Origin of the sequence: Ornithinimicrobium kibberense, from assembly GCF_006519705.1 — a bacterium.
Classification (GTDB): Bacteria; Actinomycetota; Actinomycetes; order Actinomycetales; family Dermatophilaceae; genus Ornithinicoccus; species Ornithinicoccus kibberensis.
The window spans coordinates 137,009-158,130 of sequence record NZ_VFXM01000002.1; the positions used below are offsets into that span (position 1 = coordinate 137,009).

Annotated in this window: 16 protein-coding genes; 4 read left to right on the plus strand and 12 right to left on the minus strand. The window is 74.0% G+C overall.

Translation table 11 applies throughout. From position 1 onward, the window contains the following. Positions 1 to 87: 87 nt before the first annotated feature. Positions 88 to 612, plus strand: a complete 525-nt coding sequence (locus FJR00_RS02135) for a gluconokinase (protein WP_141337265.1) — start codon at positions 88 to 90, stop codon at positions 610 to 612. A 6-nt stretch (positions 613 to 618) separates the two neighbouring features. Here the strand turns inward: FJR00_RS02135 and FJR00_RS02140 are convergent, their stop codons facing one another. Beyond that, on the minus strand, positions 619 to 1,827 hold the full coding sequence (locus FJR00_RS02140) for an amidohydrolase family protein (protein WP_141337266.1): 1,209 nt from the start codon (positions 1,825 to 1,827) through the stop codon (positions 619 to 621). Between the two features lie 39 nt (positions 1,828 to 1,866). Here FJR00_RS02140 and FJR00_RS02145 point away from each other — a divergent pair, with 39 nt between their 5' ends. Both FJR00_RS02145 and FJR00_RS02150 read left to right on the plus strand, forming a co-directional pair. Then, the gene (locus FJR00_RS02145; protein ID WP_141337267.1) at positions 1,867 to 2,448 is read left to right on the plus strand and encodes a TIGR03086 family metal-binding protein; all 582 of its coding nucleotides are present in this window, start codon (positions 1,867 to 1,869) and stop codon (positions 2,446 to 2,448) included. A gap of 25 nt (positions 2,449 to 2,473) precedes the next feature. Then, positions 2,474 to 4,198 carry an alpha-glucosidase gene (locus FJR00_RS02150; RefSeq protein ID WP_181409470.1) on the plus strand — a complete coding sequence of 575 codons (1,725 nt, stop codon included), beginning with the start codon at positions 2,474 to 2,476 and terminating at the stop codon, positions 4,196 to 4,198. 25 nt (positions 4,199 to 4,223) lie between these two features. On the opposite strand, the gene FJR00_RS02155 is transcribed toward FJR00_RS02150, so the two are convergent. From FJR00_RS02155 to FJR00_RS02195, 9 genes are all read right to left on the minus strand, one after another. Then, positions 4,224 to 5,180 carry a TIGR03885 family FMN-dependent LLM class oxidoreductase gene (locus tag FJR00_RS02155; protein ID WP_141337268.1) on the minus strand — a complete coding sequence of 319 codons (957 nt, stop codon included), beginning with the start codon at positions 5,178 to 5,180 and terminating at the stop codon, positions 4,224 to 4,226. 46 nt (positions 5,181 to 5,226) lie between these two features. Further along, positions 5,227 to 6,915, minus strand: a complete 1,689-nt coding sequence (locus tag FJR00_RS02160; protein WP_141337269.1) for an alpha-amylase family protein — start codon at positions 6,913 to 6,915, stop codon at positions 5,227 to 5,229. Between the two features lie 110 nt (positions 6,916 to 7,025). Beyond that, positions 7,026 to 8,351 carry an SPFH domain-containing protein gene (locus FJR00_RS02165; RefSeq protein WP_141337270.1) on the minus strand — a complete coding sequence of 442 codons (1,326 nt, stop codon included), beginning with the start codon at positions 8,349 to 8,351 and terminating at the stop codon, positions 7,026 to 7,028. Between the two features lie 40 nt (positions 8,352 to 8,391). Then, positions 8,392 to 8,877: an NfeD family protein gene (locus tag FJR00_RS02170; RefSeq protein ID WP_075956732.1), complete on the minus strand. Its 486-nt coding sequence runs from the start codon at positions 8,875 to 8,877 to the stop codon at positions 8,392 to 8,394. A gap of 30 nt (positions 8,878 to 8,907) precedes the next feature. After that, a complete protein-coding gene (locus FJR00_RS02175) occupies positions 8,908 to 10,140 on the minus strand; it encodes a YbfB/YjiJ family MFS transporter (protein ID WP_141337271.1) in 1,233 nt (410 codons plus the stop codon). 25 nt (positions 10,141 to 10,165) lie between these two features. After that, complete coding sequence (gene metX / locus FJR00_RS02180) at positions 10,166 to 11,329, minus strand: homoserine O-acetyltransferase MetX (protein WP_141337272.1); 1,164 nt, start codon at positions 11,327 to 11,329, stop codon at positions 10,166 to 10,168. A gap of 3 nt (positions 11,330 to 11,332) precedes the next feature. After that, complete coding sequence (locus tag FJR00_RS02185; protein WP_141337273.1) at positions 11,333 to 12,685, minus strand: bifunctional o-acetylhomoserine/o-acetylserine sulfhydrylase; 1,353 nt, start codon at positions 12,683 to 12,685, stop codon at positions 11,333 to 11,335. A gap of 390 nt (positions 12,686 to 13,075) precedes the next feature. Continuing rightward, complete coding sequence (locus FJR00_RS02190; RefSeq protein WP_141337274.1) at positions 13,076 to 15,130, minus strand: beta-propeller domain-containing protein; 2,055 nt, start codon at positions 15,128 to 15,130, stop codon at positions 13,076 to 13,078. Positions 15,131 to 15,229: 99 nt separating this feature from the next. Beyond that, positions 15,230 to 16,528, minus strand: a complete 1,299-nt coding sequence (locus FJR00_RS02195; RefSeq protein WP_141337275.1) for a vWA domain-containing protein — start codon at positions 16,526 to 16,528, stop codon at positions 15,230 to 15,232. 370 nt (positions 16,529 to 16,898) lie between these two features. Here FJR00_RS02195 and FJR00_RS02200 point away from each other — a divergent pair, with 370 nt between their 5' ends. Beyond that, complete coding sequence (locus tag FJR00_RS02200; RefSeq protein WP_141337276.1) at positions 16,899 to 18,104, plus strand: ATP-grasp domain-containing protein; 1,206 nt, start codon at positions 16,899 to 16,901, stop codon at positions 18,102 to 18,104. A 21-nt stretch (positions 18,105 to 18,125) separates the two neighbouring features. On the opposite strand, the gene murJ is transcribed toward FJR00_RS02200, so the two are convergent. Together murJ and lpdA are read right to left on the minus strand one after the other, a co-directional pair. Next, the gene (gene murJ, locus FJR00_RS02205) at positions 18,126 to 19,658 is read right to left on the minus strand and encodes a murein biosynthesis integral membrane protein MurJ (protein ID WP_141337277.1); all 1,533 of its coding nucleotides are present in this window, start codon (positions 19,656 to 19,658) and stop codon (positions 18,126 to 18,128) included. A 23-nt stretch (positions 19,659 to 19,681) separates the two neighbouring features. Next, the gene (gene lpdA, locus FJR00_RS02210; protein WP_141337278.1) at positions 19,682 to 21,076 is read right to left on the minus strand and encodes a dihydrolipoyl dehydrogenase; all 1,395 of its coding nucleotides are present in this window, start codon (positions 21,074 to 21,076) and stop codon (positions 19,682 to 19,684) included. Positions 21,077 to 21,122 lie beyond the last annotated feature (46 nt).

Genomic DNA, 21,122 nt, shown 5'->3' on the forward strand with positions numbered 1-21,122 from the left:
GCGGACCCGCGCCGGGGCCGGGCCCCGGGCGGACAACTGGCGGCAACCCGCTGCCGTCGGGCCAGACCCTTCGTTACGGTGACCGTCATGACCCCGCTCCTCGAGCCCGTGCCCGACGTCCCCGTCCACGTCGTCGTCATGGGCGTCTCCGGGTGCGGGAAGAGCACCATCGCCCGGGCGCTCCACGAGCGTCTCGGGTGGGAGTTCGCGGAGGGGGACGAGTACCACCCCCGCGCCAACGTGGAGAAGATGGCCAGCGGCCGGCCGCTGATGGACGAGGACCGGTGGCCCTGGCTGCGGACGCTGGCGGACTGGACCCGGGAGCGGGACGAGCGCGGGGAGTCGACGGTCCTGTCCTGCTCGTCGTTGAAGCGCAGCTACCGCGACCTGCTGCGCAACGGGGGAGCGGGGACCTACTTCGTCCACATGCACGGCGACAAGGGGATCCTGCTCGAGCGGATGGAGAGCCGTGAGCACTTCATGCCGCCCACCCTCCTGGAGTCCCAGCTGGACACCCTCGAGCTGCTCGAGCCGGACGAGCGCGGCGTCCTCGTCGACGTCGCCCTGCCGGTGGAGCGGGCCGTGCGGGTGGTCCTGGCCCACCTGCAGTAGGTCCGGTCAGACCAGCTCGAGCGCCTCGGCCACGACCCGGCCGCGGTGCAGGACGGTCCGGTCGGTGCCCCGGTCCATCACGGCGGAGGTCGGCGTCTCCCCGTCGAGGAGCACGAGGTCGGCCCGGTCGCCGACGGTCAGCCCGGGCCGGTCGGACACACCCGTGAGCCGCGGCAGGGCCCGGTCCACGATCGAGGCCCCGCCCCGGGTGGCCACGGCCAGGCAGTGCTCGACGAGCTCGTCCCGGCGGAAGCCGTGCGTGAAGGCCAGCTGCCAGGTGCGGTCGAGCATGTCGGCGTTGCCGTAGGGCGACCAGTAGTCGCGCTGCCCGTCCTCGCCCAGGCCGACCCGGACGCCGTGCTCGGCGAACTGCTCCAGGGGCAGGTTCGCCCGTCCGCCGGGCGCCACGGTCGCCGTCGCGACGTCGGCCTCGACGAGCCGCTCGACCAGCGCGCGGGTCTGGCTCTCGGTGCCGTCCCACAGCCCGTAGCCGTGGGAGACCAGCACCTGGCCCTGCATCCCCAGCGCCACCGTCCGCTCCAGGATCAGGTCGGCCGAGAAGCGGCCCAGCTCGCCGGGCTCGTGCAGGTGGACGTCGACCGGCAGGCCGTGCCGCTCGGCGAGGCCGAAGACGAGGTCGAGGTGGCGCACCGGGTCCCGGTCGAGGCTGCACGGGTCGATGCCGCCGACGACGTCGGCCCCGGCCCGCAGCGCGTCCTCGAGCACCTGCACCGACCCCTCCTCGCGCAGCAGCCCCGCCTGCGGGAAGGCGACGACCTGCACCTCCACGCGGTCCCGGTGCGTCTCCCGGGCCGCGAGCACGGCCTCGAGCCGCTCGAGCCCGGCGTCGACGTCGACCTGGGCGAAGGACCGCACCCGGGTCGTCCCGCGGGCCACCATCAGCCCGAGCGTGTGCGCCACCCGCTCGACGATCCCGGCCTCGGCGTCCCGCCAGTGGCGGCGGTCGTTCAGCATCATCGTCCACACCCCCGGGCCGCCGGTGTGCGGGCGGAACGGCAGCCCGAGGCGGGTGGAGTCCAGGTGTACGTGCACGTCGGCGAAGGCCGGCAGCAGCAGCCGTCCCCGGCCGTCGACCTCCTCCTCCCCGGCCGGTCCCTCCCCCGCGCCCCCGGGCACCACCTCGGCGACCAGCTCGCCCTCGACCCGGACGTCAGACACCTGGCCGCCCCACGGGCGGCAGCGACGGATCCACATGGCCGCCAGCGTAGGACGTGCCCGTGCGACGCTGGGGCCATGGACGGACCGACCAGCCCGCGCGTGCTCCAGGTGCTGCCCTCTGCGGCCGCCGCCGTCACCGACCTCGTCGAGGGGGTGCCCGCCGGGCGGTGGGACGCCCCGACGCCGTGCGAGGGCTGGGACGTGCGGACGCTCGTGAACCACCTCACGGCCGAGCACCTGTGGGCCCCGCGACTGCTCGCCGGGGAGAGCCCGGCCGACGTCGGTGACGCCTACGACGGCGACGTGCTGGGGGAGGACCCGGTCGGGGCGTGGCGCTCGGCGGTCACCTCCTCCCTGCTGGCCTGGGCCGACGTCGAGGACCCGGCGCGGACCGTGGAGGTGTCGGCCGGGGCCCTCCCGGTGACCGAGTACGCCGCCCAGATGCTCGTCGACCTCGTCGTGCACGGCTGGGACCTCGCGGTGGCGACCGGCCAGCCGTACACGCCGGCGGCCGAGGCGGTGGCGGAGGCCCGTGCCTACGAGGAGCCGCGGGTGGCCGCCGGCGGGCTGGAGGGACTCTTCGCGCCGCCGGTGCCGGCCGCCTCGGACGCCCCGCTCGACCGGCTGGTCGCGATGCTGGGGCGCGCACCCGGCTGAGCCACCCCATACCCTGGGGTGCGTGATGACCCAGGACCTGCCCCGCGACTGGTGGAAGAGCGCCGTCGTCTACCAGATCTACCCCCGCAGCTTCGCCGACAGCGACGGCGACGGCGTGGGCGACCTCAGGGGGATCATCGGCCGGCTCGACCACCTGGCCGACCTGGGGGTGGACGTCGTCTGGCTCTCGCCCGTCTACCGCTCGCCGCAGGACGACAACGGCTACGACATCAGCGACTACCAGGACGTCGACCCGGTGTTCGGCACGCTCGCGGACCTCGACGAGCTGATCGCCGCCGCCCACCAGCGGGGGCTGCGGGTCGTCATGGACCTCGTCGTCAACCACACCAGCGACGAGCACGACTGGTTCCTGGAGAGCCGCTCGTCCACGGACTCGCCGCGACGCGACTGGTACCACTGGGCGCCGCCGCGGCCGGGCCACGTCGGCGGGCAGCCGGGGGCGGAGCCGAGCAACTGGGGGTCCTTCTTCTCCGGCTCCGCGTGGGAGTGGGACGAGGCCTCGGGGGAGTACTACCTGCACCTGTTCAGCCGCAAGCAGCCCGACCTCAACTGGGAGAACCCGCAGGTCCGGCAGGCGGTCCACGCGATGATGCGCTGGTGGCTGGACCGGGGCGTCGACGGCTTCCGGATGGACGTCATCAACCTCATCGACAAGCCCGAGGGCTACCCCGACGGACCGGTGCCGCAGGACGGCCTGTGGGGCGACGCGTTCTCCATGGTGGCCACCCGGCCGAAGGTCCACGAGCACCTGCAGGAGATGCACCGCGAGGTCTTCGCCGACCACCCGCACGCCTTCCTCACCGTCGGCGAGATGCCCGGCGTCACCGTCGACCAGGCGCGGCTGTTCACCGACCCGGCCCGGCGCGAGGTCGACATGGTCTTCCAGTTCGAGCACGTCGACCTCGACGCGGGGCCGGGGGGCAAGTTCGACGTGGCCCCGCTGTCCATGCCCCGGCTGCGGGAGAACCTCATGGCCTGGCAGACCGGGCTCGCCGACGTGGGCTGGAACAGCCTCTACTGGGACAACCACGACCAGCCGCGCGTGGTGTCCCGCTTCGGCGACGACGACGCGGTATGGCGTTCCCGCTCGGCGCGGACGCTGGCGACGGTGCTGCACCTCATGCGGGGGACGCCCTACGTCTACCAGGGCGAGGAGATCGGGATGACCAACGTGGGCTTCACCTCCCCGGAGCAGTTCCGCGACATCGAGTCGGTGAACTACCTGCGGGAGCAGACCGCCACCGGGCGGACGGTCGAGGAAGTTCTGCCGGGGCTGTCGGCCAAGAGCCGCGACAACGCCCGCACCCCGGTGCAGTGGACGGCCGGGACGCACGCGGGCTTCACCACGGGAGAGCCGTGGATCGCGGTGGCGGACAACCACACCGAGATCAACGTCGAGTCCCAGGTGGGCGTGGAGGGGTCGGTGCTGGAGCACTACCGGGACCTGATCCGGCTGCGGCACACCGAGACCGCCGTGGCCCACGGCGACGTGGAGCCGCTGGCGACGGACCACCCGGACCTGTGGGCCTACGCCCGCCGGCACGAGGGCACCGAGCTGCTCGTGCTCGCGGCCTTCACCCGGGAGGAGGTCGTCCTGCCCCCCGAGCTGGTGCAGGGCTGGGCCGACGCCGAGGTGCTGGTGCCGACCTCCCCGGAGGCGGCCCGGTCCGTGCTCGCCGACGGCACGCTGCCCGGGTGGGAGTCGGTCGTCCTGCGTCGGATGCGCTGAGGGCGACCGGGCCGGCCCCCGGTCCTCAGCGCAGCGCCGGCAGGACCTCCTCGGCGAAGGCGTCGACGAAGGCTGCCTGCTCCTGCCCCACGTGGTGCAGGTAGAGGTCGTCGAACCCCAGCTCGGCGTACTCGGCCAGCCACTCCCGGTGCTGCCCCAGGTCGCTGGAGATGCGCACCCCCTCCCGGACCACGTCCACCCCGACGTGCTCGGAGGCGACGTCGAAGCCCTCGGTGGTGGCGGTGTCCCAGTTCACCGGCTCGGAGAAGACGTTGGAGCGCCACTGCTCGACGGCGATCCGCTCGGCGTCCTCCTGGGTGGGCGCCCAGGAGAGGTGGACCTGCAGGGACGTCCGCCCCCGCCCACCGGCGTCGCGGTAGGCGGCGAGCAGCTCGCGCAGCGTCGCGAAAGGCTGGTTGATCGTCACCAGGCCGTCGGCCCACCCGGCGACGCGCGCGGCCGACTCCACCGAGACGGCCGGGCCGACGAGCAGGGGGGCGGGGTCGGCCCGCTCCCACACCCGGGCGCGGTCCACGGTGATCCGCCCCTCGTGCGAGACCTCCTCGCCGGCGAGCAGCCGCCGGATGACGTCCACGCTCTCCTCCAGCCGGAGGACGCGCTGATCCTTGCGCGGCCACGCCTCGCCGGTGACGTGCTCGTTGACGTTCTCGCCGCTGCCGAGGGCCACCCAGAAGCGCCCGGGGAACATCTGGCCCAGGGTGGCGATCTTCTGGGCGTGCACGGCCGGGTGGTAGCGCTGGCCGGGGGCGGACACGCACCCCAGGGGAAGCTCGGTGGTGGCCAGGGCCGCGCCCAGCCAGGACCAGGCATACCCCGAGTGCCCCTGCCGGGCGCTCCACGGGAAGAGGTGGTCCGAGCACATGGCCATCTGGAAACCGGCGCGCTCGGCGTGCTGGACGTCGGCCAGCAGCTGACGGGGGCTGATCTGCTCGTGCGAGGCGTGGAAGCCGATCCTGGTCATGCGCGTCCTTCCGGGGGCGGGGTGGGGGAGGGCCGGCGGGGGCCGGTCACGGGATGGACAGCTGACCCTGCGGCCGCAGCCGCACCCAGCGCACGCCGTAGCCGTCGAGCTGGACCGTGAGCGTCCCGCCCTGCTCGACCTCCAGCGTCTCGTGGGAGAGCAGGTCGGTCAGGTGCGGGTCGGCGATCGGCCCGTCGACGTCCACCTCCACGGTGACCGGCTCGGCGCCCAGGTTGTGCACCGCCAGGACAGCGGAGGCGTCGATGTCGAGGCGGTGCGCCAGCACCTGGGGGCCGGCGTCGTGCTCCAGGACGGTCAGCTCGCCCCAGCCCACCTCGGGGCAGGCCTTGCGGATGTCGATGAGACCACGGATCCAGGACAGCAGCGAGTCCGGGTCGTGCTGCTGGGTGAGCACGTTGACGTGCTCGGGCCCGTAGGGGCCGGGGACCACCCGCTGGACGAGCCGGGAGGGCCTGGCCGTGGAGAACCCCCCGTTCTTCCCGGGGCTCCACTGCATCGGGCTGCGCACCGCCATCCGGCCCTCGGCCTCGAGGTCCTCGCCCATGCCGATCTCCTCCCCGAAGTAGAGGGAGGGGGAGCCGGGCAGGGAGAACATCAGGGAGTAGGCCATCCGGACCCGCCGCGGGTCGCCGCCCATCATCGGCGGCAGCCGACGCTTGAGCCCCCGGTCGTAGACCTGCATGCGCTCCTCGGGGCCGAACGCGGCGAAGACCTCCTGGCGCTCCTCCTCGGTGAGCTTGTCCAGGGTCAGCTCGTCGTGGTTGCGCAGGAAGGTGGCCCACTGGCAGGTGCGGTGGATCGGCGGACGTCCGTGCAGGGCCTCGACGAGCGGGCGGGCGTCCTGCCGGGCCAGTGCCAGGTAGGTGCGCTGCATGGTGATGAAGTCGAACTGCATGTGCATCTCGTCGGCGGCGTCCCCGCCGAAGAAGCGCAGCTGCTCCTCCCTGCTCAGGTTGACCTCGCCCAGCATCATGGCCGAACCGTTGCGCCGGGAGAGGAAGTCGCGCAGCTGCTTCATGAACCGGTGGGGGTCGACCACGTACTCCGGGGAGCCGGTCGCCTCGGCGGACTGCTCGAAGAAGGGCACGCCGTCCACCCGGAAGCCGTCCAGCCCCAGCTGCAGCCAGAAGCCGACCGTGCGCATGATCTCGTCGACCACGGCCGGGTGGTCCAGGTTGAGGTCGGGCTGGTGCTTGTAGAAGTGGTGCAGGTAGTACTCCCCGGTCCGCTCGTCCAGCTCCCAGATCGAGTCCTCCTCGTCGGGGAAGACGACCTGGTCGGAGGTGTCGCCCGGGTCGTCGGACCGCCAGACGTAGAAGTCGCGGTAGTAGTTCTTCTCCGGGTCCTTCTCCTTGCGGGAGGCCTTGAACCACGGGTGCTGGTCGCTGGTGTGGTTGATGACCAGGTCGGCGATGACCTTGATCCCGCGGTCGTGCGCGAGCCGGACCAGCTCGACGAACTGGCCGTGGTTGCCCAGCCGCTCGTCGACGCCGTAGTAGTCCATGACGTCGTAGCCGTCGTCCCGGTCCGGGCTGGGGTAGAACGGCATCAGCCACAGGCAGGTGATGCCCAGGTCCGCCAGGTAGTCGATCCGGCGGGCCAGCCCCTGGATGTCGCCCACCCCGTCGCCGTTCGCGTCGTAGAAGGTCTCCACGTCCATCGAGTAGACGATGGCGTTCTTCCACCACAGGTCGCTGGTGTCGGTGATCCGCATGTCCCCACCCTGGCCTGCCGCGGCCCCGGCCTCAACCCGAGGACGGGGCCGCGACCTGCTCGGTCACGGCCCCGTCCGGGGTGGTGCAGCGGCACGGAGCCGCGGTCGGCTCAGTCCTGCTGGCTCTGGTCCCAGGGCTTGCGCTCGCCCTCGGGGCGCTCCCAGGAGTGCGCGCCGGGCTGGTCCCGGTGGGCGCCCTGCTCAGGCTGCTCCGCCCGTGCGGGGTCAGGCTGCCCCGGGACGTCGGGGACGACCTGCTCCTGCTGCGGCAGCGTGCCCAGCTCGGGGGAGTCCTGGTCGGCGCGTCGCTGCTGGGCGGCCCTGGCCTTGCGGGCGGCCTCGGCCACGGCGGCCTCGGCCTCCTTGCCGGACCGCTGCTTGGTCGCCCCCTCGGCGTGCCGGGTGGCCCCCTCGGCCTCCTCGCGGGCCCGGCGCAGCGCCTCGCGCGGGTCCTCCAGGGTGGGGGCGTCCAGGTCGTCCAGCCCGGTGTCGCCGGCGTCCGGCCGCAGCTGGGAGGACGGGGCGTCCAGGTAGTTGGAGCCACGCGAGCGCTCGCCCCCGCCGAGCGCGTCGCCGATCCCGGCCAGCGCGGAGGTGAGCTCGCTCGGCACGACCCACATCTTGTTGGACTCGCCCTGGGCGATCTGCGGCAGCATCTGCAGGTACTGGTAGGCCAGCAGCTTGCTGTCGGGGTTGCCCTTGTGGATGGCGTCGAAGACCTGCAGGATCGCGCGGGCCTCACCCTGGGACTCCAGGATCGCCGACTGGGCGGTGCCCTCGGCGCGCAGGATCTGGGCCTGCTTCTCACCCTCGGCGGTGAGGATCTGGCTCTGCTTGACGCCCTCGGCGTTGAGGATCGCGGCGCGGCGGTCGCGCTCGGCGCGCATCTGCTTCTCCATCGAGTCCTGCACGGAGGCGGGCGGGTCGATGGCCTTGAGCTCGACGCGGTTGACGCGGATGCCCCACCGGCCGGTGGCCTCGTCGAGGACTCCGCGCAGCTGGCCGTTGATCATGTCGCGGCTGGTCAGCGTCTGCTCCAGGTCGAGGGAGCCGATGACGTTGCGCAGCGTGGTGACGGTCAGCTGCTCGATGCCCTGGATGTAGTTGGCGATCTCGTAGGTCGCCGCCTTGGGGTCGGTGGGCTGGAAGTAGATGACGGTGTCGATCGAGACGACGAGGTTGTCGCTGGTGATCACCGGCTGCGGCGGGAAGCTGACCACCTGCTCGCGCAGGTCGACCACCGAGCGCGGCCGGTCGATGAACGGCACCAGGAAGTGCAGTCCGGCGTCGAGGGTGCGGTCGTACTTGCCCAGCCGCTCCACGATGACGGCGGTGGCCTGGGGGACGATCCGGATCGCGCGGGCGATCGCCACGATCGTGAACAGCACGAGCAGGGCGACGACCGCCCACACGATGATGCTGACGGGGTCTGGCATGAGTGCTCCTTGAGAGGTCGGCGGGAAGGGGGTGCTGGCCTCAGTCCTGCGGGGGAGGCTCCAGCGGCTTGTCCTCGGGGGTGGCCGCGGCGACGACCGCGGTGGCGCCGTCGATGCGGACCACGGTCACCACGTCGCCGGGCGCGAAGGTCTGCCCGGCCAGCTCGGCCCGCGCGGTCCAGGTCTCGCCGCGCAGCTTGACCAGGCCGGCCCGGTCGGTCACCGTCTGCTCGACGGTGGCCGGGTGGCCGACGTTGCCCTCGACGCCGATGACGGCGCCCTTGCCCTCCAGCCGCAGGTACTTCAGCGCCATGGGGCGCAGGGCGAGCACGAACAGGGCGGCGGCCCCGACGAAGACGAGCACCTGGACGAGGATGGGCAGCCCCGCGCCGGCGACGACGGCGGCCACGAGGGCACCCAGCGCCAGCATGAGGAAGAGCAGGTCGAGCGTGGTCATCTCCACGACGCCGAACGCCAGCGCCGCACCGAGCCACCACAGCCACTGCGTGTCCCGCAGCCAGTCCATGTGGTCTCCTTTCCCTCCCGGGGTGCCAGTCTAGGGGTCCGACGCGGGGCCGCCCCGGGCGGTTCCCGGCTCGCGCTGGGGAAGGACGAGCAGGGCCCCCGCCACCAGCAGCGCGGCGGACAGGACCAGCCCGGCGCCGAGGCTGTCGAGCCGGTCGGAGAACCAGCCGGTGAGCCAGGGGCCGACCGTCTGCCCGGCGCCGAACGCCGCGGTCGCGAAGGCCAGCCCCGAGGTCCACAGCCCGGCGGGCAGCACCCGGCGCACCCCGACCGTCATCGCCGTCACCACCGACAGGAAGGTGCCGCCCACGACGACGCCGGACACGAAGAACGCCCACGTCTGCGCGACGACGACCGGCAGGACGGTGCCCAGGGCGAGCACGGTCATCAGCACGGTCATCGCCCGGGACCCGCCCAGCCGCCCGATGAGCGGCCCCCAGGCGAACCAGCCCGCCGACGCCGCCAGCCCGACGACGACCCAGAACGCGGCCACCGTCGCCAGCCCCACGCCCTGCTCCTGGAGGAACGCGACGACGAACGTCAGGTAGGCGATGTAGCCCAGCCCGAAGAAGGTGTAGCCGCCCGAGAGCCACCCGATCCGCCCCCGGTCCCACCGGCGGTGCTCCGCCGAGGGCGGGGCGGGGTCGGCCGTCGACCGCAGCGCACCGGCCGCCACGACCGTGGCGAGGGCCCCGAGGGCGGCCAGGGCCACCCACCCCAGCTGCCAGCCGACCAGCCCGCCCGCCCCGGGCACGTCCACGGCCGACCCGGGCGCACGGTCCAGGACCCACGGCACGAGCAGCCCGGCCAGGGTCATCCCACCGCCCGCGCCGCCGTAGTAGAGCCCCAGCATCAGCGCCGCCCGGCGTGGCGTGCCCTCGGCACCGGCAGCGGCGACGAGCGCCGCGCCGAGGACGAACGCCCAGGCCCCGCCGACCCCGGCGGCCGCGCGGGCGAGCAGCAGCACGCCGTAGGTGCCGGTCAGCGCCGTCAGGAGCAGGGCCGCGGTGCAGAGCGCCGACCCCAGCAGGAACGCCCGGCCGGTGCCCAGCGCCCGGGCGGTCGGCGCGGCGACGAGGGCGCCGGCGAGGTAGCCGGCGGCGTTGGCGGTGTTGAGCGCTCCCGCCTGAGACCAGGTCCAGCCCAGCTCGGCCGACATCTCCGGCAGCAGCAGGGCGTAGGCGAACCGGGCCAGGCCGAGGGAGACCAGGGGGCCGGACGACAGCGCCAGCGCCACGAGGAGGCGGTCGGCGCGGCTGGTCACCGCAGCAGTCTGCCAGCCCCCACCGTCACCACAGGCTCGGTCCGGCCACCAACGCCGGGGTGGCCGGTCCGGTCGCCGTCGCGGCGGGGCCGCGGGGGCGGTTCTCCTCCGGCACCGGGTCGCCGCGCAGCGCCCGGGCGACGATCGCGAAGACCTGGTCGGTCTCCACGAGGAACGCGTCGTGCCCGTAGGGCGAGTCGATCGTGGCCAGCTCGCGGCAGGCGGGCGAGCGGGCGACCACGGCCCCGTCGGCGGGGGTGAACAGCCGGTCGCTGGAGACGACGGCGACCGTCAGCTCGGCGGTGATCCGGCGCAGCGCGGCGTCCACCCCGCCCCGGTCGCGCCCCACGTCGTGGGAGTTCATCGCCTCGGTCAGCACGAGGTAGGCGTTCGCGTCGAACCGGCGCACGAGCTTGGCGCCGTGGTGCTCCAGGTAGGACTGCACGGCATACCTGCCCCCGCGCAGGGGGTCCTCCCCGGCCTGGCCGTCGCGCCCGAAGCGCAGCGCGAGCTCCTCGGCGGAGCGGTAGGTGGCGTGCGCGATCTGGCGGGCGATCGCCAGCCCCTGCCGCGGCCCGGGACCGGGGTAGTAGTCACCCCCGTGGAAGGCCGGGTCGAGCCGGACGGCGTGCTGCTGGGGCACCGACCAGGCGATCTGGTCGGCGGTGGCCGCGGCACCGGCGGCGAGCACGACGCACCGTCTGACCCGGCCCGGGAGGGTGACCGCCCACTCGAGCGCGCGCATCCCGCCGACCGAGCCGCCGACGACGAGGGCGAAGCTGCGGATGCCGAGCGCGTCGGCCAGCAGCGCCTCCGCGCGGACCTGGTCGCGGACGGTGATCCGGGGGAAGCAGGACCCGTAGGGCCGGCCGTCGGGAGCCGCCGACGCGGGCCCCGTCGTGCCGCCGCAGCCGCCGAGGACGGCCGGGGCGACGACGAACCACTCGTCGGAGTCGACCGGGCAGCCCGGCCCGACCAGGCCGGGCCACCACCCCTCGGTCGGCTGGTCCGGCCCGCGCGGACCGACGACGTGGCTGTCGCCGGTCAGCGCGTGCAGGACCAGCACGGCGTTGTCCTCGGCCTCGTTGAGCCGGCCCCAGGTCTGGTAGGTCACCCGCACGCCCTCGAGGACCTGGCCGGACTCCAGCGTCAGGTCGCCGACGGGCTGCGTGCGGCGGCCGGGGGCCACGGCTCAGGCCGCCTCGGTGGCGGCGGTGCCGGCGACCCGGGCGGCCGCCTCGAACCCGGTCCCCAGGTCGGCCAGGATGTCCTCGATGCCCTCGATGCCGACCGCGAGCCGGACGAGGCCGGGGGTGACGCCGGCGGCCCGCTGCGCCTCCTCCGACAGCTGGCTGTGGGTGGTGGAGGCGGGGTGGATGACGAGGGAGCGCACGTCGCCGATGTTGGCCACGTGGCTGTGCAGCTGCAGCGCCGAGACGAACGCCCGCCCGGCCTCCGCGCCGCCGGTGATCTCGAAGGCGAGGACCGCCCCGGCGCCCTGGGGCAGGTAGCGCTGGGCCAGCTCGTGCGAGGGGTGGTCCGGCAGGCCGGCGTAGTGCACCCGCTCGACCTGCTCGTGCGCGGCCAGCCAGGTGGCGACCTGCCGCGCGTTGGCCACGTGCCGCTCGAGCCGCAGCGACAGCGTCTCCACGCCCTGCCCGATGAGGAAGGCGTTGAAGGGGGCGACCGCCGGGCCCAGGTCGCGGAGCAGCTGGACCCGGGCCTTGAGGATGAACGAGAGGTTGACCCCGAAGATCCCGTCGGCGCCGAGCGTCTCGGCGTAGACGAGCCCGTTGTAGGACGGGTCGGGCTCGGTGAAGCCGGGGAAGCGGTCGCCCTGGCCGTAGTCGAACCGGCCGGCGTCGACGATCACCCCGGCGATGGAGGTGCCGTGCCCGCCGAGGTACTTGGTGGCCGAGTGGACGACGACGTCGGCCCCGTGCTCGATCGGCCGGCACAGGTAGGGCGTGGCGATGGTGTTGTCCACGATCAGCGGGACCCCGACCTCGTGGGCGACGTCGGCCACCGCCCGGATGTCGAGCACCTCGCTGCTGGGGTTGGCGATCGTCTCGCCGAAGAACGCCTTGGTCTCCGGGCGCGCCGCGGCCCGCCAGCGCTCCGGGTCGGTCGGGTCGTCGACGAAGCTCACCTCGATGCCCAGCCGGGGCAGGGTGTGCGCGAACAGGTTCTGGGTCCCGCCGTAGAGCTGCGGGCTGGCCACGACGTGGTCGCCGGCGCCGGCCAGGTTGAGGATCGCCAGGGTGATCGCCGAGGAGCCGGAGGCCACGAGCAGCCCGCCCACGCCGCCCTCGAGGTCGGCGATGCGGTTCTCCACGACCTCCTGGGTCGGGTTGGTGATCCGGGTGTAGATGGGGCCGAGCTCGGCGAGGGCGAACCGGTTCGCCGCCTGGTCGGCGTCGTCGAAGACGTAGGAGGTGGTCTGGTAGATCGGCAGGGCCCGGGCGCCGGTCGCGGCGTCGGGGGTCTGGCCGGCGTGGATCTGGCGGGTCTCGAACGACTGGGCGCGGGGGGTGCTGGTGCTCATGGGGGATCGGTGCCTTCCGGGCGGTGGGGGTGCAGGGTGAGGGAGGGAGTTCACTCTGCTGAGCCCGCCTCGGCAGCGGTGGAGGTATGCCGTGGGGCACCGGGGGCGCCGACGGTCGCGCACGGGGGCGCAGGCTGCGAGGGGGAGGCTCAGCAGCTGCGCATTCGGCGACGGTCGGTGGTCATGGGAGATGTCTAGCAGCGCCGCGTCACCGAAGTCAATTCGTTCCCGTCGTGTTCTGGACTCCCCTGGACGCAGGATCCTCGACGAGAAGTGCTTCTCAAGGGGTTTCGCTTCGGCCCACGCCACTCCGCGGGGCAGGACGGCCGGTGGCGGGGCCGCGGGACGCGGGTTCCTGCCGATCTTCCGGCCCTGCGCCGCAGGTCCCTCTCAGGGCAGGTCGACCGCCCAGCCGCCCTCGAGGGTCTGCAGGTCGAACCGCGACAGCCCCTCGTGGTCGAGGGCCCACAGGTCGTCCCCCACGACGATCGTGCGGGAGGGGGCGTCGCCCCAGCGCTCCTCGCCCATGGTCCGGGCCCGTCCGGCCTCCGCCAGGGTCCCGGGGCCGACGTCGAGGGCCAGGACACCGGCGAAGCTGGGTCCGTCCTGGACAGCCTCGCCGTCCTCGGAGGAGACCGTGCCCCAGGTCATCGCCGGCAGGAAGGCCTGCCCGGTGGCCGGCCAGAGGGTGAAGGCCCGGTGGTCCCACTCGACGGGGGAGTAGCTCTCCGGCCAGGTCAGCACCTCGGTGCGCACGGGCGCGTTGACGTCGCGCACGTCGAAGAGCGAGGCCTGCAGGCCCTTCGTCTGCCCGGTCCGCTCGTCGGCGTCCTGCCCCACGCCGAGGAGCCAGCCCTCGCCCACCGGGTGCAGGTAGGCCGAGTAGCCCGGGATCTTCAGCTCGCCGGCGAGGGTCGGCGCGGCGGGGTCGGAGGTGTCCACGAGGTAGAGCGGGTCGGTCTGCCGGAAGGTGACGACCGCGGCCAGGTCGGCGTCCAGGTAGCGCACCGCGTAGATCTGCTCGGTCTCGCCCAGGCCGTCCAGCCGGCCGGTCTCCACCAGCTCCTCGCCCTCCTCGGCGAGGACGACGAGGGAGGAGCTGGAGACCTGGGAGCGGCCGGGCGGGTCGACGGTGGTGGCCACCCGCAGGACGCCGTCCTGCTCGTCGAGGGCCCACTGGTTGAGCAGGTGCCCGTCGACGCTGCCGGAGGCGACGTAGGCGGTGGCGTCCGGGTCGGAGATGTCGAAGGTGTGCAGGTCCGTGCGCGTCGGCCGGTCCTGCGGCCACGGCATGCTCGTGGCCGCCCACTGCCAGGCGTCCCAGGCGCTGGTGCCGACGACGAGCCGGTCGGGGGAGGCGTAGACGGTGCTGCCGCTGGCCACCAGCCCGGCGCCGGAGGTGGGGGTGACCTGCCCGGAGGCCGGGTCGAAGGTCAGCACCGACATCGTCGACAGTCCGGCCGGGTCGCGCGGCCGGGAGATCTGCGAGCACTCCAGGAGCGGTTCGGTGCCCACGACCCGCCCGTCGGCGTCCAGCTCCTGGCGGTGCGGCACCCAGTCCTCGATGGTCGTGGAGCGGATCAGCTCGCGGTTGCGCTCCTCGGCCTCGTCCTCGGCCCGGAGGCTGCCCGAGTCGGGCTGGGTCTGCCGCACCCCCGGAGGGTCGGTGACGAGGACGAGCCGCACGGTGCCGTCGACCATCCGGGCGGCGCGGTAGGACCCCTCGACCCGGACGGTGCCCACCACCTGGGGGTCGGCGGGGTCGGACAGGTCGACGGTCATGACGAGGGTGCGGCTGGGCGGGTAGGCCACGCGCAGCCCGTCGACGGGCTGCGGCGAGGCCCACTCCTCCCCGAGGACCACGAGGGTGGTGCCGTCCAGGAGGAGCTCGCGGGGGGAGGCCTGGTCGCGCCGGCCGGGAAGGGCGATCCGGGCCACGACCTCCTCGGCGGCGAGGTCGACCACCCGCACCTGCCCACCGGTCGTCGTGACCAGGACGCGGCCGTCGGTCTTGACGACGTCGGCCTCGTCGACACCCTCCTCCTGCACGTTGGTGCTCGAGTGCGCCGGCGCCTGCGCCCCGCCGTCGCCGCCGGCGGCCGCACCGGCGTCGCCCGCGGCGGCGGAGTCCTCCATCGCCACGGAGTCGTCCGCGCCGAAGTGCCACCCGCCGCCCCCCAGCCCGTAGGGGGTGACCAGCTCCAGGGCGTTGGCCTGGTAGTAGGTCAGCAGCTGGGAACAGTCGTCGAACGGGGCCAGGTAGCCGGCCGGCAGGGCCGTGACCGCGGCCCGGGCGGCCCCCTCGTCCCACGGGGCGGGCGTGGAGGTGCCGGTGGACCCCGGGCGGACCGGGTCCGGCTCGGACGGGGCCGGTGCGCAGGCGGCGAGGGCGACGACGGCGGTGAGCGGCAGGCCCACCCGTCGGAGTGCGGTGGATGCGGGCACGGCAGCCTCCTGCGGTCCGTGGTCGACGGTGACAGGGGTATGACGCGGGGCCGGGGCGGGCGGTTCCGGCCCCGCGTCAAGGGGTGGCTCAGCCGTGCGTCACGGCGTCGGCGGGACCTCGCAGGTCGCCGTCGCGGTGTTGCCGGCGGCGTCCGTGGCCACGATCAGGGCGTCCCCCTTCAGCCGGATCTGCCGGTCGACCTCGCCGCGGAAGGCCCGGTCGGACGGCGTGGCCCCGGGGGCCTGGGTGAGCTTGATCGTCGTGCCGGTGGCGTACGGCCCGAAGGACGCGTCCGACCCGGTGTCCTCCACCGTGACCAGCGGGGCGTCGTCGACGTTGTCGCCGACGGTGATCCGGTAGAAGCCGTCGGGGTTGTCCGAGGCCGGGGTCCGGCCGGCGGGGTTCGGTCCCTGCTCGCAGCTGACGACCGGTGCCGTGACGTCGTTGACCTCGATCGTCACCGTCTGGGTCCAGCCCTCGCCGGCCGGCTGGCCGTCCAGGGTGAAGCCGACCTCGCAGGACAGGGTGGCGCCCTCCTCGGCGTCCGCGGCGACCGTGATCGTCTCGGTGAAGACCGCGTCCTCGCCGCTGTTGACGGTCCTCGTCGCGGGGTCGAGCGTGACCTCGAGCCCCGGGTCGCAGGTGGCGCTCGCCCCGACCCCGACCGGGAGGTTGGTCAGCCCCGCGAGGATGGTCGCGGACAGGTCGCCGGCGCCGACCCCGGAGTAGAGGGCGCCGCCCGTGGCCGTGGTGATGCGGGTGGCCTGGCCGGAGGCGTCGAGCTGGTTCGCGCCGACGCTGACGGCCAGCACCTTGGCGCCGACGTCCGTCAGCGACGTGGTGGCGGCCGTCTCGGTGACGCCCAGGCTGGGGTCGTGCCCCGGCGCGTCGCCGAACCAGACGACGATGCGCGAGGAGTCCTCGCGGAAGGCGACCGCCTCACCGCCGGCGCCGATCTGGTGGAGGGCGTTGAGCTGGTCCTCGGGTCCGTCGCCTCCGTTGCACAGCGTGATCCCGTCGACCGCGCTCGTGGCCGAGCCCGGGTCGTCGGTCAGGTCCGTGTGCAGCAGGAACGGGTTCGGCTCCCCGACGTCGCAGTAGCTGGCGACCGCCCACTGCGCCTCCGGGGCCTGTGCCTCGACGGCCGCGACGATCGCGTTCATGTTGGCCTTGACGTTGCCGATCGCCCCGCCCATGCTGCCGGTCCGGTCGACGAGCAGCACGATGTCGGGCATGGGGGCGATCTCCGGTGTCGTGACCGTCTTGGTCACGGTGACCGACGAGCCCGGGTCGAGGGCGTCGTCGTAGCTGACGGGGTCGACGCCCGCGTGGGCGACGGCCGGGACGAGGGCGACCGCGGCCGCGACGGCGACCGTGGTGCGCAGAGCATGAACCATGGGAGGAGCTCCCTTCGAGCAGGGGTCGCGCAGCAGCGTGATCGACCCCGGACGGTCCTGACCGCCTGGCCTGCGGCGCGTGCCGTCGGCACGGTCGGTCAAGGAGATGGTGGTCGGCGCTGGAGCCCGCTCCGCGGGCGCCAGGTCGTCGGTCCCCGAGACCGCCCGGTCGCGCCGGACGGCGAACAGTCCGCCCGGTCTCCGCTCCGGCGGTGGAGGGGACTGCGTCGTGCGCGCGCGGGCGGCAGCCCTGCCACCGTAGCGGGGGGAGGACCGCGGCCGCTACCCCTTCCTCAGGGCCGTCCGTGCCGCGGCGACACCGGGGCGGATGGGCAGGATCGTGGCCCGGCCGGTTGTTAGGTTGGGCGGCATGTCCCCCTCGCCAGGAGCAGTGCTGGTCCTGGCGCACGTGCGGGACCGGGCGGCGGTCACGGTCGCCCGGGCGCTGCGTCGCCACGGCTGGCGCGTGGGGGCGGGCACCCCCCGGGTCTCGGGGGGATTCGTGGGGGCCTCCCGGGCGGTGTCGGCCACGCACGTCGTCCCCCGTGTCCGGGGGACGCTGGAGGAGTTCGTCCGGGTGGTGACCGCGGTGGTGGAGGCCGGGGGCTACGACCTCGTCGTCGGGGCCGGCGACGACTGGATGGCGGCCCTGTCCCACGTGGCCGACCGGCTGCCCGTCCCGGTCGCCGCACCTCCTCCCGAGGTGGTCGAGCGGGCGCTGGACAAGCTGGGGCTGACGGAGGACGCCCACGCCGTCGGGCTGGACGCGCCCCGCACCTGGCTGCCGGGGGAGGACGCCGACCTGGCCGGTGTCCCGCTGCCAGTGGTGGTCAAGTCACGCACCCACTGGCGTCCGGGGACGACCCGGCGTCACCGGGTCGAGGCCGAGGTGTGCGGCGACCTCGACGCCCTGGCCGGCCAGCTCGCCCGGATCCGCGCGCACGGGGACGACCCGGTCCTGCAGGTGCCGGTCCGGGGGCGGCTCGGCGCACTCGTCGGGGTGATGCACCAGGGGCGGCTCCTGGGGCGCGTGCAGCAGGTCGCACCCCGGCTGTGGCCGACGCCGCACGGTGCCTCGGCCCGCGCGGTCACGGTGCCGGTGGACCCCGAGCTCGCCCGGCTCAGCGAGGAGCTGCTGCGCCGGATCGGCTGGGTCGGGCTCGTGGAGCTGCAGTTCCTCACCGGGAAGGACGGGACGCCCCGGCTGATCGACCTCAACGGTCGCCCGTTCGGGTCGGTGGCGCTCGCGGAGGGGGCCCGCCCCGGGCTGCTGGACGCCTGGGTCCGAGGAGCGCTGGACCGGCCGGTGCCACCGCTGCCGGACGGCCGGGTGGGGGTCCGCTACCAGTGGCTGGTCGGCGACCTGCGGCGGGCCCGCACCGAGCGCCGCGGCGGGCTGGTCCGGGACGTGGGCGACAGCCTGCGCTGGTCCGTCGGGGCCCGGCACAGCCTGGTCCGGCTCGACGATCCCGGCCCGGTCGCCCACCTGCTGACCGCGCGGCTCCGGCCCGACGACCCGGACCCGGAGACGACGGCGCCCGCCGACGTGGTCGAGGTCGACGCGCTCGCGTCCTGAGGACCCAGGGGCCCCGTCCCGTCAACGGCGACGCATGAGCAGGGCCGCGACCTCGCCGGCCACCCGCCGCTCGGGGAAGCGGGCGAGGTGCAGGACGGCCTGCTGGCCGCCGAGGGCGGCGAGTCCGACGACCGGGACGACGAGCAGGTCCGGCGACCCCGCGAGCACCTCCGCCGCGGCCGCGGCGGCCAGCCCCGCGGCCAGGCCGGTGACGAGGGCCCGCACCACCTGGCCGCGGGCCCGGGCCACGTCGAGCAGCCGGTGGCGGTCGGCGACGTACCAGCTGGTGAGGACGGCCGCGAGCAGCATCGAGACCGAGGTGGCCAGGACGATGCCCCGCACGCCGAGGACGGGGGCCAGCGTGAGGTCGCCGACGACGTTGACCACCATGGCCACGACGCCGATCGCCACCGGCCCCCGGGTGTCGCCGACCGCGTAGGAGGCGCTGACCACGACGTGGCGCCAGCCGACGGCCAGCAGCGCGGGCAGGAACCACACCACCGCCGTGGCGGTCAGGGCCACGGCCTCCTCGTCGAAGGAGCCCCGGCCGAAGGCCAGCGCGACGACCCGGTCCGGGACCACCGCGAGGGCGGCGACCACCGGGACGAGGATGGTCAGCGTCACGCCGGTGCCCCGGTGGAGGAGGGCGCGCAGCTCGCGGGGTCGGCCCGCGGCCGCGCCCATCGCCGGGTAGAGGGGGGCCATGAGGGCGGCGACGACGAGCGTCTCCGGCAGGTTCGTCAGCCGCCAGCCGAGGAAGATCGCCGAGACCGCGCCCTCCTGCACGGTCGAGGCCACGGCCCGGTCGACGATCGTGCTGACGTTGACCACGGCCTGGCCGAGCATCAGGGCGGGCACCATGGCGGCGATCTCGCGCCAGCCGGGGGAGCGCAGGTCGACCCGCGTGGCCAGCCGCCACCGGTGCCGCCAGGCGGGCCACAGCTGCAGCAGCATGCGCAGCAGCGACCCGACGACGAACCCCCAGGCCAGCGCCGCGACGCCGTAGCGGGGGCCGAGCAGCCCGGCGGCGGCGATCATCACGAGGTTGAACGGGATGCCCTGCAGGGCCACCCAGCGGAAGACCCCGTGCCCGTGGGCCAGGCCCGCGAGCAGGTCGGTCGCGGCGATGAGCACGGTCGCGAGCAGCACGACCCGGACCAGCAGGACGAGCGTGCCGTCGTCGGTCCGGGCCAGTCCGGGGGCCAGGACCACCGAGATCGGGGCCGCCGCCAGACCGAGGACGACCCCGACGACGCCCAGCCCGACGGTGCCCACCACCGTGGCCGTCCACCAGCCGGGATGGCCCCGGCACTCGTCCCCCTCGGCGTCCACCTCCCGGGCCACGACGGGGGTGACCGCCCGGGTCAGGGAGGTGCCGAGGACACCGAGCAGGATGCTGGACAGGCCGAGGGCCACGAACCAGGCGTCCAGCTGCGGGCCCGCCCCGTAGACGGCGGCGAGGACGGCGTCCCGGACCAGACCCAGGACGGTCGAGACGGCGGTGAGGACGGCGACGAGCAGGGCGGCACGCCCCACGCCGGAGCGTGCGGCCATCCCGACCGGCCCTCCCGCCCGCGTCAGAAGTTGATCATGTGGCCGGCGATGCCGTGCATGGCCTCCTTGACGGCCTCACCCAGGGTCGGGTGCGCGAAGACGACGCGGGAGACCTCGTCGGCGGTCAGGTCCCACGTCTGCGCGACGTTGACGGCCGGGAGCAGCTCGGTGACGTCCGGGCCGATCATGTGGGTGCCGAGGATCTCGTTGTGCTCGGCGTCGGCGACGACCTTGACGAAGCCGACCGCGTCGCCCAGGCCCATCGCCTTGCCGTTGGCGGTGAACGGGAAGCTCGCGGTCCGCACCTCGTGGCCGGCGTCCTTGGCCTGCTGCTCGGTCAGGCCCATGGAGGCGACCTGCGGGTGGCAGTAGGTCGCGCGCGGGATCATCCGGTAGTCCAGCGGCATGGTCTCGGCGCCGGCGATGACCTCGGCGGCGACGATGCCCATGGCCTCGGCCACGTGCGCGAGCATGAGCTTGGCGGTGACGTCGCCGATGGCGTAGACGCCGTCGACGTTGGTGCGCATGTAGTCGTCGATCGCGATGGCACCGCGGTCCGTGAGCTCGACACCGGTGTTCTCCAGGCCGAAGCCCTCGGTGCGCGGGGCGAAGCCGATGGCCGACAGGAGCCGGTCCGCCTCCAGCGTCTCCTCCGTGCCGTCCTTGCTCACCTTCACCTTGACGCCGGAGCCGGTGTCCTCGACCGCCTCGACCTTGGTCCCGGTGAGGACCTTGACGCCCAGCTTCTTGTAGTGCTTGGCCAGCTCCTTGGAGATGTCGGCGTCCTCGGCCGGGACCATCCGGTCCAGGAACTCCACGATCGTGACGTCGACGCCGAAGTTCTTCATGACGTAGGCGAACTCCACGCCGATGGCGCCGGAGCCGGCGATGATGATCGAGCCGGGCAGCTCCTCGTCGAGGATCTGCTCCTCGTAGGTGACGACGTTCTTGCTGACCTCGACGCCCGGCAGCATCCGGGTGACCGAGCCGGTGGCGATGATGAGGTCGTCGAACTCCAGCTGCTGGGTCTGCCCGTCGTTGAGCGCGACGTCCATGCTCTTGGGGCCGGTGAGCGTGCCCCAGCCGTCGATCTCGGTGATCTTGTTCTTCTTCATGAGGAAGTGGACACCCTTGACGATGCCCGCCGAGACCTGCCGGCTGCGCTGGAAGGTCGGGCCGTAGGACATCGTGGCGTCGCCCTCGATGCCGTACTTCTTCTTGTCGTGCTGCAGCGTGTGGGCCAGCTCGGCGTTCTTCAGCAGCGCCTTGGACGGGATGCACCCGACGTTGAGGCAGACCCCGCCCCAGTACTTCTTCTCGACGACGGCCACCTTCTTGCCCAGCTGGCTCGCGCGGATCGCCGCGACATACCCACCGGGACCGGCGCCCAGGACAACAACGTCAAAGTGATCGGCCATGGGGTCAGTATGCCGTTCCCGCCGGCCGGCCGCGCGAGGGGCGCCC

Coding starts and splice junctions, on each gene's coding strand:
- lpdA (WP_141337278.1), bottom strand. CDS start 21,076: ATGGCCGATCACTTTGACGTTGTTGTCCTGGGCGCCGGTCCCGGTGGG.
- FJR00_RS02150 (WP_181409470.1), top strand. CDS start 2,474: ATGACCCAGGACCTGCCCCGCGACTGGTGGAAGAGCGCCGTCGTCTAC.
- FJR00_RS02135 (WP_141337265.1), top strand. CDS start 88: ATGACCCCGCTCCTCGAGCCCGTGCCCGACGTCCCCGTCCACGTCGTC.
- FJR00_RS02200 (WP_141337276.1), top strand. CDS start 16,899: ATGTCCCCCTCGCCAGGAGCAGTGCTGGTCCTGGCGCACGTGCGGGAC.
- FJR00_RS02165 (WP_141337270.1), bottom strand. CDS start 8,351: ATGCCAGACCCCGTCAGCATCATCGTGTGGGCGGTCGTCGCCCTGCTC.
- FJR00_RS02140 (WP_141337266.1), bottom strand. CDS start 1,827: ATGTGGATCCGTCGCTGCCGCCCGTGGGGCGGCCAGGTGTCTGACGTC.
- FJR00_RS02195 (WP_141337275.1), bottom strand. CDS start 16,528: ATGGTTCATGCTCTGCGCACCACGGTCGCCGTCGCGGCCGCGGTCGCC.
- FJR00_RS02185 (WP_141337273.1), bottom strand. CDS start 12,685: ATGAGCACCAGCACCCCCCGCGCCCAGTCGTTCGAGACCCGCCAGATC.
- FJR00_RS02170 (WP_075956732.1), bottom strand. CDS start 8,877: ATGGACTGGCTGCGGGACACGCAGTGGCTGTGGTGGCTCGGTGCGGCG.
- murJ (WP_141337277.1), bottom strand. CDS start 19,658: ATGGCCGCACGCTCCGGCGTGGGGCGTGCCGCCCTGCTCGTCGCCGTC.
- FJR00_RS02145 (WP_141337267.1), top strand. CDS start 1,867: ATGGACGGACCGACCAGCCCGCGCGTGCTCCAGGTGCTGCCCTCTGCG.
- FJR00_RS02155 (WP_141337268.1), bottom strand. CDS start 5,180: ATGACCAGGATCGGCTTCCACGCCTCGCACGAGCAGATCAGCCCCCGT.
- FJR00_RS02160 (WP_141337269.1), bottom strand. CDS start 6,915: ATGCGGATCACCGACACCAGCGACCTGTGGTGGAAGAACGCCATCGTC.